15 protein-coding genes and 1 riboswitch are annotated in these 14,294 nt (G+C 71.8%); of the genes, 10 read left to right on the top strand and 5 right to left on the bottom strand.

Features of this window, described 5'->3' with window-relative positions:
• Nucleotides 1-157: 157 nt before the first annotated feature.
• Nucleotides 158-287: riboswitch (cobalamin riboswitch) on the bottom strand.
• A 341-nt stretch (nucleotides 288-628) separates the two neighbouring features.
• The gene (locus tag KBX08_RS28160) at nucleotides 629-1,345 is read left to right on the top strand and encodes an MBL fold metallo-hydrolase (RefSeq protein WP_210786345.1); all 717 of its coding nucleotides are present in this window, start codon (nucleotides 629-631) and stop codon (nucleotides 1,343-1,345) included.
• A gap of 7 nt (nucleotides 1,346-1,352) precedes the next feature.
• On the opposite strand, the gene KBX08_RS28155 is transcribed toward KBX08_RS28160, so the two are convergent.
• Complete coding sequence (locus KBX08_RS28155; RefSeq protein WP_124771482.1) at nucleotides 1,353-1,688, bottom strand: hypothetical protein; 336 nt, start codon at nucleotides 1,686-1,688, stop codon at nucleotides 1,353-1,355.
• 128 nt (nucleotides 1,689-1,816) lie between these two features.
• Between KBX08_RS28155 and KBX08_RS28150 the strand changes: the two genes are divergently transcribed.
• The 4 genes from KBX08_RS28150 (at nucleotide 1,817) to ileS (ending at nucleotide 7,212) form a co-directional block, all read left to right on the top strand.
• On the top strand, nucleotides 1,817-2,398 hold the full coding sequence (locus KBX08_RS28150; protein ID WP_210786344.1) for an RNA polymerase sigma factor: 582 nt from the start codon (nucleotides 1,817-1,819) through the stop codon (nucleotides 2,396-2,398).
• Nucleotides 2,391-3,110 carry a hypothetical protein gene (locus KBX08_RS28145; RefSeq protein ID WP_210786343.1) on the top strand — a complete coding sequence of 240 codons (720 nt, stop codon included), beginning with the start codon at nucleotides 2,391-2,393 and terminating at the stop codon, nucleotides 3,108-3,110. The genes KBX08_RS28150 and KBX08_RS28145 overlap by 8 nt, the downstream gene beginning before the upstream one ends.
• Before the next feature lie 89 nt (nucleotides 3,111-3,199).
• Nucleotides 3,200-3,685 (top strand): hypothetical protein, encoded by a 486-nt coding sequence (locus KBX08_RS28140; protein WP_247670196.1) that lies wholly within the window; start codon nucleotides 3,200-3,202, stop codon nucleotides 3,683-3,685.
• 380 nt (nucleotides 3,686-4,065) lie between these two features.
• On the top strand, nucleotides 4,066-7,212 hold the full coding sequence (ileS, locus tag KBX08_RS28135; protein WP_307850672.1) for an isoleucine--tRNA ligase: 3,147 nt from the start codon (nucleotides 4,066-4,068) through the stop codon (nucleotides 7,210-7,212).
• 74 nt (nucleotides 7,213-7,286) lie between these two features.
• Here ileS and KBX08_RS28130 read toward each other — a convergent pair whose 3' ends face one another.
• The gene (locus KBX08_RS28130; RefSeq protein ID WP_210786341.1) at nucleotides 7,287-8,549 is read right to left on the bottom strand and encodes an MFS transporter; all 1,263 of its coding nucleotides are present in this window, start codon (nucleotides 8,547-8,549) and stop codon (nucleotides 7,287-7,289) included.
• A 160-nt stretch (nucleotides 8,550-8,709) separates the two neighbouring features.
• Between KBX08_RS28130 and KBX08_RS28125 the strand changes: the two genes are divergently transcribed.
• Complete coding sequence (locus KBX08_RS28125; protein ID WP_210786340.1) at nucleotides 8,710-9,699, top strand: LacI family DNA-binding transcriptional regulator; 990 nt, start codon at nucleotides 8,710-8,712, stop codon at nucleotides 9,697-9,699.
• A gap of 91 nt (nucleotides 9,700-9,790) precedes the next feature.
• Nucleotides 9,791-10,498, top strand: coding sequence for an alpha/beta hydrolase (locus KBX08_RS28120; RefSeq protein ID WP_210786339.1), 708 nt, complete (start codon nucleotides 9,791-9,793; stop codon nucleotides 10,496-10,498).
• Nucleotides 10,499-10,530: 32 nt separating this feature from the next.
• On the opposite strand, the gene KBX08_RS28115 is transcribed toward KBX08_RS28120, so the two are convergent.
• Together KBX08_RS28115 and KBX08_RS28110 are read right to left on the bottom strand one after the other, a co-directional pair.
• A complete protein-coding gene (locus tag KBX08_RS28115) occupies nucleotides 10,531-11,655 on the bottom strand; it encodes an aromatic acid exporter family protein (protein WP_210786338.1) in 1,125 nt (374 codons plus the stop codon).
• A gap of 277 nt (nucleotides 11,656-11,932) precedes the next feature.
• The gene (locus KBX08_RS28110) at nucleotides 11,933-12,448 is read right to left on the bottom strand and encodes a TetR/AcrR family transcriptional regulator (RefSeq protein WP_247670195.1); all 516 of its coding nucleotides are present in this window, start codon (nucleotides 12,446-12,448) and stop codon (nucleotides 11,933-11,935) included.
• Here KBX08_RS28110 and KBX08_RS34110 point away from each other — a divergent pair.
• On the top strand, nucleotides 12,447-12,704 hold the full coding sequence (locus KBX08_RS34110) for a hypothetical protein (RefSeq protein WP_247670194.1): 258 nt from the start codon (nucleotides 12,447-12,449) through the stop codon (nucleotides 12,702-12,704). The genes KBX08_RS28110 and KBX08_RS34110 overlap by 2 nt on opposite strands.
• Nucleotides 12,671-12,997, top strand: a complete 327-nt coding sequence (locus tag KBX08_RS34105) for an FAD-dependent monooxygenase (RefSeq protein ID WP_238688807.1) — start codon at nucleotides 12,671-12,673, stop codon at nucleotides 12,995-12,997. Before KBX08_RS34110 ends, KBX08_RS34105 begins: the two co-directional genes overlap by 34 nt.
• Here the strand turns inward: KBX08_RS34105 and KBX08_RS28100 are convergent.
• Entirely contained in the window at nucleotides 12,967-13,431 is a 465-nt protein-coding gene (locus tag KBX08_RS28100; protein ID WP_210786337.1) for an NUDIX domain-containing protein, read from the bottom strand. The two genes, KBX08_RS34105 and KBX08_RS28100, sit on opposite strands and share 31 nt — an antisense overlap.
• A gap of 170 nt (nucleotides 13,432-13,601) precedes the next feature.
• On the opposite strand from KBX08_RS28100, the gene KBX08_RS28095 reads away from it, so the two are divergent.
• A partial coding sequence (locus tag KBX08_RS28095; RefSeq protein WP_210786336.1) for a DUF3153 domain-containing protein occupies nucleotides 13,602-14,294 on the top strand: 693 nt, incomplete at its 3' end.

Below are 14,294 nucleotides of genomic sequence, written 5' to 3'. Positions count from 1 at the left end.
GTCGGCGCCGGGCGATCAGCTCAGCGGTGCCGGTGGCCGGTGTCCTTGGAATGCACTGCCTGCAGCGCGATACGACGGTAATCGTCGGTGAATGAGACGCCGTGCGTCATCGGGTCCTCCTCGGGTGTCCACGCCCTGGGGTACGTCCCGACGGCCGAAGTATCCTGGCTTCCGGATCGACGCTCTCCCCCGGCCTTCCAACCGCAGACACACGGCCGTGACTCACGAGGGGGGATCGCTCCCCGGTGACAGTGGCGGGACCGCGTCGGATTCGCACCGACTTCCTTCACTGCCGTCAGGCCGCGAATGCTGCCACACCGCCGCGCCGCCGGTCAACGCCGGTCCGGCCCCGCCAGACGGGCGGCACTTATCGAGCTTCAACGATTGGTGCGGGCGCGGCTCCGCGCGACGCAATGCCCCAGATCAATGCCCGACGCCCTTTGCTCTGCTTACCTATGCGCACCGGGCACGGAGGGTCACCGGTGCAGATAGGCAAGCAGAGCAAAGGATGGCCGGACGAGCTCTGACCTGCGCCGACCCTCCGGCAGGGCGGTGCCGGCCGACACCCTCACGTAGGATCGGCGAACGCCACACCAGTGTCCGCGATCAATCTCGGAGGTCGATCACCATGATCGCCCCGCAGTTCCACCACCTTGCGGGCCGGGTCTGGCTCTGTCCGGGCGATCCCGACCCGGAGGCGGTCCAGGCCGGCGTCGCCGTCGTCGTCGACGAACGCGGCAGTGTGATGATCGACGCCGGGCAGAGCCCCGCGCACGCCCGCGAGATCCAGGCCGCGCTGGTCGCCGCCGGGCTTCCGGAGCCGCGCTGGCTGGTCTACACCCATCATCACTGGGACCACGTGTGGGGCGCCTGCGCCTGGCCCGGGGTGGAGATCGTCGGGCACGAGACAGCGGTGTCGCTGCTGCGCGCCGAGGCCGCCCGGCCGTGGAGCCACCGCTACCTGCAAGAGCAGGTACGTGCCGATCCGCGCCTGCGCCCGAGCTTTCAAGCCCGCGCACGCGCGATGGCGTCCTGGGAAGACTTCGCCATCCTGCCGCCAACTCGGACTTTCGCCGACGTGGACGAGCTGCCGGTCGGGGTTCGGCTACGCCACGTCGGCGGCGGGCACGCACCGGATTCGGCAGTGGTGCTGGTGCCCGACTCGGGGGTGATGCTGCTGGGCGACTGCTTCTACCCGCCGCCGGCGCACCTGCGCCGGCCGGAGGACGGCCTCGACGTCGACCTGGTCCGGCGACTGCTCGACAGCACCTACCACTGGTACGTCTCGAGCCACGCCGAGCCGATGACGCGTGAGCAGGTCGGCTCAACCCTCGATGCTGCCTGACCCAGCCTCAGCGGGCGTGGCGTTCCGGGTGGGCCCGGCTCCAGGTCCGCATCCGTTCCGGGTAGCCGGTGCGCGCCGCCTCGTACAGCGGCACCGCGTGCTTGCGGGCGATGGCCCCGGCCGCGCGGGGCGTTCCGGTACGGCGGCGGATCCACTCGCCGTCGTGGGCGATCGCCATCACCGTGGTGTCCGTCGCGGTCGTCTCCGGTTCCAGGTAGAACTCCACCCCGCGCCGGGTGGCGACGAACGCCTCCAGCGCCGCGAGGTCGTCGCGGGTCGCCTCCCGGTCCAGCTTCGTCGGGGTCGCCTCGGCACCCCGTGACCGGCGGTTGAACCAGCTCATGCCCCGCCCCTCTCCTCGACGTCCCTCCAGTGCAGCACCGGTTCCTGGCAATACGCTGCGCGCCGGATGGGAGAGAGCTGACCTACCTCGGGAAAGCCGGGTGGAACCCGCGGCGGGTGGGCGGTGTCATGAGTGTGATCCGAACGGAGGCTTCCCTGGACGACGAGGCGCTCGTCACCCGCGCTCGGGCAGGTGACCTGGAGGCGTACAACCTCCTGGTCGCCCGGCACACCGCGTCCGCGTACCGGACCGCGGTGCTGCTCGGCGCGGGCTCGGACTCCGAGGACGTGATCCAGGAGGCGTTCGTGAAGGCGTACCGGAAGCTGTCCCGTTACCGGGGTGACGCGTCCTTCCGGTCGTGGCTGCTCGCGATCGTCGCGAACGAGACCCGCAACCTGCACCGCTCTCGTGGCCGGCGCGACGGGCTCGTCCTGCGGGCGGCGGCAGCGGACCCGACGTCCGAGGTCGCCGGGGACGACGCGGTCGGCGCGGTCCTCGCCGGGGAGCGCCGGGCGTCGCTGGTGCAGGCCCTGCGACAACTGCCGGTACGGGACCGTGAGGTGATCGTCTGCCGGTTCTTCCTCGATCTCACCGAGGAGGAGACGGTGGCGGCTCTGGGCTGGCCCCGGGGCACTGTGAAGTCGCGTACGTCCCGGGCGCTGGCGAAGCTACGCGGCCTGCTCGACCGTGCGGAGGTCCGGCATGGGTGACCTCGAACGGGAACTGCGCCACCTGTCCGCCTGGCTGGACACCCCCGAGCCGCCCGATGTGACCGCCCGCGTCCGCGTACGACTCGGCACGCCCGCGCCCCGGCGGCGCCGGTGGCGGTCGCTCGCCGCGGTGGCGCTCGTCGCCCTGCTGGTGGCGCTGTTGCCGCCGACGCGGGCGGCGATCGCTGACGTCGTCACGGGGCTGCTGCGCTTCGCCGGGGTCAGCATCGCCACCTCGACCGCCCCGACGCCGCCCGGCGGCACCGCGTCGCCGTTGCCCGGGCAGCGGACCGTCGTCCTGGACGAGGCGCAACGGGCGGTGCGGTTTCCGATCCGCCTGCCGGCGATGCTGGGCACGCCCGAACAGGTGCTGGTCGCCGACCCGGACGCCACGGGCCGGTACCGGGTGGCGACGCTGCTCTACGACGGGGGCGCGCTGCGCGTCGACGCGTTCGACGGTCGCCTCGACCTGGCCTTCCACAAGGAGGTCACCCCGCCGGGCGCGAACTGGGTCCAGGTCAACGGCGACTTCGCCGTCTGGGTCGACGGCCCACACGCGTTGTCCTACGTGGACCGGGCGGGCGGGATCCGCCGGGAGACCGCCCGACTTGCCGGCTCGACCCTGATCTGGCAGGACAACGACGTGAGCTACCGGCTTGAGGGCACCCTCACCAAGGCCGAGGCGATCGAGATCGCCCGCTCACTGGGCTAGGAACCCGGCGGGCCTGGGCGGTGTCGGAAAGGTGCGACGAGTCGTCGACGCGTACCGGAAGGGGCGAGATGGTTTCCTGGGGCAGGTTGATGCTGGCATCCTCGATGGTCCTGCTGGCGGGGTGCACCATCACAACCAGCGGGGCGGCGCCGACGGCGGGTGCGGCCACCACGGCGGGCACCGCGACCGCCTGCGCGGCACGGGTCGAGACGGGGTCCCTGCCGGACTGGGCGGACGCCGGATTCAGCGGGGACGCGCGGGTTCCGCACGTCTTCGGCGCGAAGGGTGACATCGTGGCGGTGTTGTTCGCCCATCCGCTGCGCCAGGTCCGGACGGACGGGTCGAACAACAAGATCCTGTGGGTGGCTCGCGCCGCCACGACCTCGCCCGACCCGACGGCACCGGCAACCCTGGTGATCACCGCGGCACTGGACGGCACCGACACCCGGGTGACCCGGGAGGTCGCCGGCGGGCCAGGGCCGTCGATCATCGACCTGCCGCAGGCCGGCTGCTGGCGCCTCGACCTGCGCTGGTCCGGGCACGCCGACACGATGGACCTGGTCTACGCCCCCTGAGCCAGCGCCGGGTCGGCTACGAAACCACCAGGGACCTGACGCCGGCGCTCGCCGCCGGCTTCACCACCACCGGCTCTCTCCGCGTCTGGCTGCACGCCTAGCGCTCCGGCCACTGGCCGCGCGCACGGACAGCTATGCTGGGCGGCATCGGCACCGATCCGGCCATCACCGGGGAGCCTCCGGAAGAACGGGCAGTTCGACAGCCCCAGTAGAACCGGACGTAACGGCACGTCACGTCGCGTAATTGAGCGGCGCCTGCACCGTCGAGGCGCAAGCGGGGTGGTACCGCGGAGTCCTGGCCATACGCCCGGCGCTTCGTCCCCGCGTGGGCAGTGAGCTGATGCCCGTGCGAGCGGACGTGAAGTGTAGGGAGAACGTCGGTGCCGGACGGTCCGTCGAAGTCACCATTCGTGCCACTGCCCACCAAGATCGACCTTGGTGGGATGGACCGTGCGGTCATCGAGTGGTGGCAGGCCAACAACGTGTTCGACCGGAGTCTGGAGCAGACGGCCGACGGTCCGCCGTGGGTGTTCTACGAGGGTCCGCCGACCGCCAACGGCACGCCGGGCACCCACCACATCGAGGCGAGGGTCTTCAAGGACCTCTTTCCCCGGTACCGGACGATGCGGGGCTTCTCGGTGCCGCGCCGTGCCGGGTGGGACTGCCACGGCCTGCCCGTTGAGCTCGCGGTGGAGAAGGAACTGGGGCTCGGCGGCAAGCCGGACATCGAGAGGATGGGCGTTGCAGAGTTCAACGCCCGGTGCCGCACCTCGGTGCTGCGGCACGTGGACGAGTTCGTCCAGCTCAGCGAGCGGATGGGTTACTGGATCGACCTGGAGCATCCGTACCAGACCATGTCCCCGGAGTACGTGGACAGCGTCTGGTGGTCGCTGAAGCAGATCCACGACGGCGGGCGTCTGGTGGAGGACTTCCGGGTCGCGCCGTACTGCACCCGCGACGGCACGACCCTGTCCGACCACGAGGTGGCGCAGGGGTACGAGACCGTCACCGACCCCTCCGTGTACGTGCGGTTTCCGTTGCGCGGGGAAGTAGCCGGACACAGCGGTGTCGACCTGCTGATCTGGACCACCACCCCGTGGACCCTGGTGTCCAACACCGCCGTCGCCGTACATCCCGCTGTGACGTACGCCCTCGCCCGCACCGGGCAGGGCACGTTCGTCGTCGCCGAACCGCTGACCCAGCGGGTCCTCGGCGACGAGGCGGAGATCCTGGCGACCGTACCGGGGTCGGCCCTGGAGGGTTTGCGGTACGAGCGGCCGTTCGACCTGGTGGACATCCCGGACGCGCACCGGGTGGTCCTCGCGGAGTACGTCACGACCGAGGACGGCACCGGCCTGGTGCACCAGGCGCCGGCCTTCGGCGCCGATGACCTCGCCGTCTGCCGCGCGTACGGATTGCCGCTGGTGAACCCGGTCGCCCCGAACGGACGGTTCAACGACGGCATCGACCTGGTCGGTGGCGTGTTCTTCAAGGACGCCGACGCGTTGCTCATCGACCGCCTGAAGAAGTCCGGTCGGTTGTTCCGGCACGAACCGTTCGAGCACCCCTACCCGCATTGCTGGCGGTGCCACACCCCGCTGATGTACTACGCGCAGCCGTCCTGGTACATCCGGACGACCGAGGTCCGCGACGAGCTGACGCGGGAGAACGAGAACACCAACTGGTTCCCGGAGCACATCAAACACGGCCGCTACGGCGACTGGTTGAAGAACAACATCGACTGGGCGGTGTCCCGCTCCCGGTACTGGGGCACCCCGCTGCCGCTGTGGCGATGCCCGGACAACCACGTGACAGCTGTTGGTTCCCGGACGGAACTCGGGGAGCTGGCCGGCGCCGACCTGTCCGAGCTGGATCCGCACCGCCCGTACGTCGACGAGATCACCTTCGCCTGCCCGGACTGCGGCCAGGTCGCCAGTCGGGTCCCCGAGGTGATCGACGCCTGGTACGACTCCGGGGCGATGCCGTTCGCGTCGTTGGGCTACCCCCACGTGCCGGGCAGCAAGGAGATCTTCGAGCGCACCTACCCGGCCCAGTACATCTGCGAGGCGATCGATCAGACGCGGGGGTGGTTCTACACGCTGATGGCGGTGGGCACGCTGGTCTTCGACCGGTCCCCGTACGAGAACGTCGTCTGCCTCGGGCACATCCTGGCCGAGGACGGCCGCAAGATGAGCAAACACCTGGGCAACATCCTGCTGCCGATCCCGTTGATGGACACACACGGCGCCGACGCGGTGCGCTGGTTCATGGCCTGCTCCGGCTCACCGTGGTCGCCGCGCCGGATCGGGCCCGGCCCACTCGACGAGATCGTCCGCAAGGTGTTGATGACCTACTGGAACACCGCGGCGTTCTTCTCCCTCTACGCGGCGAACTCGACGTGGGCGCCGCACCTGGCGCAGCCGGTCGCCCAGCGACCGGTGTTGGACCGGTGGATCGTCGGCGAGGTCCACGCCCTCGCGGCCGCCGTCGACGAACGGATGCAGAACTACGACACGGCGCGCGCCGGCCGACTGCTCGCCGACTTCATCGACGACCTGTCGAACTGGTACGTACGGCGGTCGCGGCAGCGTTTCTGGGAGGGCGACCCCGACGCCCTCACCACCCTGTACGAGTGCCTCGACATCCTCACGCGGTTACTGGCGCCGTTCATTCCCTTCGTCACGGAGGAGGTGTGGCAGCAGGTCGTCCGGCGCGGTGCCGAGTCGGCTGCGGAGTCGGTGCACCTGGCGACCTGGCCCACACCCGACACCGCGTTGATCAGCACGGAGTTGTCGGCCCAGGTGGCCACGGCGCGGGCGTTGGCCGAGGCGGGCCGGTCCGCGCGTAAGGCGAGCAGTCTGCGGATCCGTCAGCCGTTGAGTCGGGCGCTCGTGGGGCTGCCGGCCGGCACCGTTCTCCCGCAGGCGTTGCTCGACGACATCGGCGACGAGTTGAACGTGAAGGTCCTCCAGCCGCTCGATGCCCAGAGCGGGGTCATCGACGTGCAGGTCAAAGCGAACTTCCGGACCCTGGGCCGCCGGTTCGGCAACCGCACCCAGCACGTCGCGAAGGCGATCGCCGCCGTGGCTCCCCGGGACCTGGTCGACGGTGTCCGGGCGAACGGGACGTACCCACTGTCGGTCGACGGTGCGCAGGTCGAGGTGGGCCTGGACGACATCCTGATCACGGAGGTTCCGCGCACCGGTTGGGTGGTGGAGTCCCAGCGCGGCGCGACGATCGCGTTGGACACCGAGATCACCCCCGAGCTGGCAGCCGAGGGCGTCGCACGCGACGCCGTCCGCATCATCCAGCAGGCCCGCCGCGACGCCGACTTCGAGGTCTCCGACCGGATCACGGTGTCGATCGCCGCCCCCGCGGACGTCGCGGCGGCGATCTCCACGCATCAGAAGCTCATCGCGCACGAGACCCTCGCGCTCCAGCTGACGGTCACGGACGCGTTGTCGGAGGGGTTCTCCGGCACTGTTGGCGACGGTCAGGAAATTGTGGTGCACGTCGTGCGGGCCTGAGACGGCGACCGTGACCAGTGCGGGTGCGCAGCGCAGTCGGCCGCGCACCCGCTACCGCCCGGCGGCGAGGTGGGTTAGTTCTTCACTACCGACGGAGCAGTTTCAGCGGAGGGCGGCGGGCGCAGCACCGGCACCAGCAACAGGGTCGGCAGCAGGAGCAACGGCACCGCCAGCAGCGCGCGTAGGGTGCCGACCTCGTCGCCGACCAGCCCCAGCAGCGGCGGGCCACCGAGGAACGCGGTGTAGCCGATCACCGCGACCACGCTCACCCGCACCGCCGCGTGCGCCTCGTCGTCGGCCGCCGCGCTCATCCCGACCGGGAAGCCCAGCGACGCGCCCAGGCCCCACAGCGCGACGCCGATGACGGCCACCGGCCCGGAGCCCGCCAGCACGGCCAGGCCGGCGCCGACCACGGCGAGTCCGATGGTGCCGCTGAGCACCGCCACCCGACCCCACCGGTCCAGCGCGATGGTGCCGACGGTGCGTCCAACGGTCATGCCCACCACGAAGACCGCGAAGACCGCCGCGCCGGCGGCCTCGCTCAGGTCCCGCCCATCGATGAACGCGACGGCCAACCAGTCGTTGGCGGCACCCTCGGTGAACGCCGCCACCAGCACGAACAGCCCGATCAGCAGGGTGCGCGGCTCCCGCCAGGCGGCGAGTTGCGCCCGGCGACGGGCGGCCGGGGTGGCGTCCGCCGGGTCGCCGGTGTGATCGCTGCCCACTGGCAGGAACGTCCGGGCGGCGAGCGCGGTGCCGGTCAACACGACAACCGCCACCGCGACGAGATGCGCGCCGACCGACACGTCGAACCGCGCCGCTCCGGCGCCGAGCGCCGCTCCGGCCACCGAACCGAGGCTCCACCCGGCGTGGAACCGGGGCATGATCGTACGGCCCAGCCGCCGTTCCACCGCCGCGCCCTCGACGTTCATCGCCACGTCGCAGGCGCCGGAGCCGTAGCCGAGGGCGACCAGTCCGAGCGAGACGATGGCGAACGACCCGGTCATCGTGGCGCCCAGCCCCGCCACGGTCAGGCCGACGGCGACCAGCACGGTGGCCATCGTGACGGTGCGGGCCGCACCGAACCGCTGGGCGAGCAGGCCGGAGGTGGGCATGGCGAGCAGCGCGCCGACGCTCATCGCCAGCAGCAGCAACCCGAGTCGGCCGGCGGAGAGGTCCAACGCCTCCCGGACCGCCGGGACGCGGGAGAACCAGCTGCCGACGGCCAGCCCGTTGAGGGTGAAGGTGACAGCGACGCCGTTGCGGGCGAGTCGCACCGTCCGCAGGGTCGGCGATGCGGTGTCCGGGGCTACGGGTGGACTGGTGGGGGCGCTCACGAGGGTGGGTCCTCTTTCTCGGGGTGATCTCCTGGGACGATCGCACACCTGAGAGCGCTACCACCACAACCGGGGACCGCCCCTTACCGCTGCTGGTCCGGCCGGGGCATGATGTGAGCTGGCGTTGGTCCGACCGGACGGGCCGCCGCAGGAGGCGACGATGACGACAGCGGCACACCGAGCGGCCACTCTCGAGGACGTGGCCCGGGTCGCCGGGGTGTCCCGGTCCACGGCGTCGCGGGTGATCGCCGGCACGGGGTTCGCCTCGCCGGCCGCCCGGAAACAGGTCACGGCAGCCGTCGACCAGCTCGGCTACGTGCCCAACCCGGCCGCCCGGGCGCTGGTCCGCGGCGGCGGCGTACGCCTGGTGGTGGCCGTTCTGGGCACCAGCGCCGCGGTGCTGGACGACCCGTACGTGCACCAGGTGGTCGGCGCGGCCGCCCGGGTGTGCACGCCCGCCGGTGTCGGGGTGGCGCTGTACTGGCTGCCGTTCGGCGACCCCCGCAGCCTCGACCAACTCGACGGGGATCGCAGCGTGTGCGGGGTGATCCTGGTCAACACCACCGAGGAACTGCTGGCGGCGGTGCCCCGGTCGCTGCGCGGTCGGGTGGTCTCGATCGGCGTCGGCTCGGCGACAGTGCCGTCGTTCGACGTCGACAACGCCGCCGGCTCCGAGGAGGTGCTGCGCCATCTGTACGCCTCGGGTCGCCGCCGGATCGCCATGGTGACCGGCCCCCGGTGGCTGCCCTGCGCGCAACGCCCGGTGCAGACGTACCGCCGACTGATGGCCGAGGCCGGCCTACCGGAGCGGATACTGCCCGGGGACTTCCGGGCGGCGCGCGGCCGGACGGCGGCCGGCGAGGCGCTGCGCCGCTGGCCGGACATCGACGCGATCTACGCGATCAGCGACGACACCGCGCTCGGGGTGATCGCGGGCCTGCGGGACGCCGGTGCGCGGGTGCCCGGCGACGTCGCGGTGGCCGGCTTCGACGACATTCCGTTGGCCGGGATGACCGCCCCGGCGCTGACCACGGCGAGTCATCCGGTGGGGCGGATCGCCGTCGCCGCGGCCACCGCCCTGCTGGACGGGCGCCCGGCGGCTCCGGTGACCCTCTTCCCGTCCGCCCTGGTGGCGCGGGCCAGCGCCTGAGTCGACGCTCGGTCGAGCACGCTGACGGTTAAGCGCGTACGGGCCGGGTAACCGCGTCGGACCTTTCGTCCACCGTGAGGAGCGCCGACCCGTGTCCGACTCCGCGCCGTCGCGCTGGGACCCGGCGCCGAGCCCTCGGGACGGCCGGTTGAGCGCCCGCCGCCACCCGCCGGTGGCGCCGGGCCGCACCGGGCTGGTGCCGATGACCGGCCCCGACGGTGACCGGCTGGCCCTGGGGTACGCCCCGGAGCCGGCGACCGACGGTTCGGCGTACCGGTTGGTGCTGCTCCTGCACGGTGCGGGCGGTTCGGCGCGGCAGGGACTGGACCTGCTGTTGCCGGTCGCGGACGCGCAGCACCTGCTGCTGGTCGCCCCGGACTCGTCGGCGGCCAGTTGGGACCTGATCGCCGGCGGCTTCGGGGCGGACGTGGGGCGCATCGACGGGCTGTTGGCGACCGTCTTCGACACCTACCCGGTGGCCGACGTGACTGTCGGCGGCTTCTCCGACGGCGCCTCGTACGCGCTGTCGCTGGGTCTGGCGAACGGGGATCTGGTCGACGCGGTGCTGGCCTTCTCACCCGGTTTCGCCGCGCCACCGGTCACCCACGGCCGGCCACGGATCTTCATCTCGCACGGTGTCGACGACCGGGTGCTGCCCATCGACGTGTGCAGCCGCCGTCTCGTCCCCCACCTGCACGACCTCGGCTACGACGTGACCTACCAGGAGTTCCCCGGCGGCCACGACATCCCCGCCCCGATCCGCCATTCCGCCATCGCCTGGCTCACCGCCCATCCTTGAAGGCCAGGGAACCGCCGCTGATCGTGCGGACGTCAGACCGGCGGGAGGCCGAGGGCGTCGTCGACGCGGGCGAGGACGGCGGCGTCGTCCTCCGGGTTGACGCCGCGCAGCAGGTCGATGGCCGTGGCCCGGACCTGACCGATGATCATCGCTAGGGGCAGGGTCTGTGTGGGACCGAAGAGCTGCCCGGCGGCGTGCACCGCGGCCAACGCCGACTCGTCGGCCCGGGTGGCGTGCCGGTCGGCGGTCTCCTCCTGCCCGTTGAGGTCGGCGGCGAGGGCGGCACCGGCCTGACGGACCGCCTCGGCCAGTGACCGCAGGGCCGCGCCCAGCTCGGGCGACGCCGGGGTGTGCAGCCGGCTCAGGGTCACGCCCGCTCGGGCCAGCACCCGGACGTTGCGTACCGCGTAGTCGATCTGCCGGATCGACTCGTCCACCGAGCGCAGCCGGCCGATGTGCCGACGTCGCCGGACGTTGAGCCGCAACGCCTCGCCGGCGGCCAGCACACCGTCGCGCAGCCCGTCCACCCGGGCGTCCATCCCCCGCGCCTGACGCAGCGCGGCGACCGCCGCCGGCTCGTCGCGGTCGTCCAGCGCGTCGGCGATCCCGCCGAGCAGCCCGGCCAACTCGTCGAAGGTCCGCCGCACCTCGGCGACCAGCGGGGCCAGCGGATGCCGGGCGTCGACCAGCAGGCTGACCGCGAGGGCGACCGCGCCGCCGACCAGCGCGTCGACGAAGCGGAACGGCACCAACGAGCCGTCCGGTGGTGCGACCACCACCAGGTAGAGCGCGGAGACCGCCGCCTGCACCAGTGTCACGCCGGTGGCACCGAAGGCCACCGCGAGGAGGACGGTGAGCAGGATGACGGTGAACACCGTCCAGGTGCTGCCCGGGCCGAGCGCCTGCACCACCAGGTCCGCGACGAGCACCCCGGCGGCGACCCCGAGGATGACCTCGACGGCCCGGCGGATGCGCTGCCCCCGGGCCTGCCCGAGGACGATCAGCGCGGCGGCCGGCGCGAAGAAGGGCTGCGGGTGCCCGAGCAACCGGGTGGCCAGCAGCCAGGCCACGGTCGCCGCGACGGTCGCCTCCAGCACCGGCCGCCAGCCGTGCCGCAACCGCCCGCCGGCCGTCCGCAGGCCGCTGAACCGCACCATCGCCCAACCTCTCCCACCCACGCCGGCCGGCCCGCCGCACCGGACGCGCCGGCCCGACGCCAAGCCGCCAGCTCACCACACCGCCACGAGCGCACGCCGGCACACCGCCAGAAGCGCGACACCACGCCGCCAACGCACCGCAGCATGCCCGTCCGCTCCCCCTTTGGAGCTGATGCCGTAGACGAATCAGACGCGATGTCGTAAACGATTCAGCTCCAAAGGGCCGGCCCACGGCACCATGCCGGCGGCGCACGGCATCCGGGGCGATCGTCTCCCATCACGCGTCGGACCTGATCACCGGGCTGCTCCACGCCCCAACTCGACGTGCCCGCGCGCAGTCAGGCTCAGGTCGGCGCGGCTGGCCGCGGTGCCGGGCTGGCGGGGCGCTGAGCGCGCCCGCGCCGGCCAGTCGGTCGAAGAGCAGCCCGTCCACGAACGCCACGAACTGGTCGCCCTGCCGATCGGGGTCGGCGGCCCCGGCCCGGGTCAGCAGGTCCCGGGCCTGCACCCGCAGGCCGGTGCCGTGTTGCAGAATGCCGCGCAGCTCGGGCCGGTGCACCGCCTCCAGCAGGCAGGCGTAGCGGGCGAGGCTCCGGCTGCGTCCGGTGCTCAACCAGCGGTCGAGCACCTCGGCGACACCGGCGGCGAGCGCGTCAAGGTCGCCGCCGTCGAGCCGGGGGGGCAGTCCGACGACCGCCTCGATCAGCGCCTGTCGGGTCCTCAGGTACGCGGAGGTGGTGCCCGGCGGCATTCCGGCGCGGCCGTCGACCGCCCGGTGGGTCAGGGCTCGCATGCCACCGCCGGCGATCAGTTCGATGGCCGCGTCGGTCAGCGACGCGATCCGGTTCGCCCTCGCCGTCATTGGCGCCCCCGACGAGCTGACGGCAGTGCGGGAGCGCTTCGGCGACTGGCACGACCCGATTCCGGAGCTTCTCGCGGCAACCCCACCCGACGTCGTGTTGCGCAACGACATCCACTACCTGGCCGAGCCGCTGCCCTCGTACTGCGGGGCCGGGTGGCGCTGCTCGGTGACGCCGCCCACCCGATGACACCCAACCTCGGGCCGGGTGCCGGGCAGGCCATCGAGGACGCGGTGGTGCTCGGCGCGGTCTGCGCCCGCGGCGCCGAGAAAGTGCCCGCCGCCCTGGCCGCGTACGACGAGCAGCGTCGACCACGCAGTCAGTCCGTTGCCCGGGCCTCCTACGTCGCCGGGCGGTTCGGACAGCAGCTGCACAACCCGATTGCCTTCGCGATGCGGAACATCGCGTTGCGGCTCACCCCGGGCCGGGTCGCCCTGCGCAGCATGGCCCGTTACGCGGACTGGCGACCGCCGGCGGGCTGAGCCGGCCCAGCGATCCGGCCGGTGACCAGGGCGGCGTACTCCGCCGAGGCGAAGAACTCGGTCAACACCTCCACGGTGCCCGGCGTCCACAAACGACCGTCGAGCACCTCCGCGCCGGGGACGAAGAGCATCGCCGCGCCCTCGCCGAGCACCACGTCCTCCTGCCGGGCCGTGGTGCTGCCGAGGAAGTAGTGCTTCACCCGGGCCAACTCGGGCAGCGTTTGCACGGCGACCGGGCGCAGTGGCCCGTCGGCCCGCAGGCCGGTCTCCTCCAACAACTCCCGCTCGGCGGTCTGCTCCGGCGTCTCCCCCGGCTCGCCGTGGCCGCCGGGCAGCCCCCACACGTTCGGGTGGTGCGTCGCGTCGCCGTCGCGCAGTTGCAACAGCAGCCGCCCGTCGGGATCCACCAGCAGGACGCACGCGACAATTCTCATCCGACCAGACTAGGGCCGACGAGGAACCGTCGTGGCCCCAAAGCTCCAGAATAGTCATTCGGGTCGCCGTCGGGGCTAATCAAAGGCGACAGTGCGCCGGTACAATCGGCGACTTCGTTGTGACCGATCGCTGACTGCTGATGGTGAAAGCGATCACACACACTGAGCCCATGAACAGGAGAGTCAACCGCGGTAGGGCACTCCGCGTCGCGGTGTGCCTCCTTCTTCTCGCCGCGCTGAGCGGCTGCATGCAACTCAACATGGGGTTGACCGTCAACGCCGACGACACGGTCGACGGGCAACTCCTGCTGACGGCTCAGAAGTCCGTGCTGAGCGGCCGTAACAAGAACCTCCCGGTCGCCTTCGCCGAGTTGCGGCAGAACATCCCCGCCCTACCGGCGGGTGAGGAAACCCTTTACCAGGACGACACTTTCTACGGCTCCCAGATCAGTTACCGCAAGGCACCGCTGGCCGGTTTCGACACCGAGAGCGTGAAACTGGTCAGAGACGGCGACCTCTACCGCTTCACGCTGCCGCTCGATCCCAAGAAATATGGCGGAAAGGTTGCGGAGCAGAATCCGCAGAACCAACAGGCGTTCCTCAAGCTCATGTCGTTCGAGATCTCGGTGACATTCCCCGGCCGGGTGATCGACAGCAATGGCACCGTCAACGGCCGTTCGGTCAGTTGGAAGGTCGATCCCAACCAGGAGAAGCCAGCCGAGCTGCGGGCCGTGGCCGAGGCGCCACCCCGACCGTCCACCTCGCCGGTTGCCGCCGGCGAGGAGGACGACGGCGGATTCCCCTGGCTGCTCGTCGTCGGCGGTGTCCTCCTCCTGCTGCTGGTCGCCGCGGTGGGCGTACTC

This window comes from Micromonospora sp. H61, from assembly GCF_018070325.1.
GTDB lineage: Bacteria > Actinomycetota > Actinomycetes > Mycobacteriales > Micromonosporaceae > Micromonospora > Micromonospora salmantinae.
This window is presented reverse-complemented; position numbering and strand designations above follow the sequence as displayed.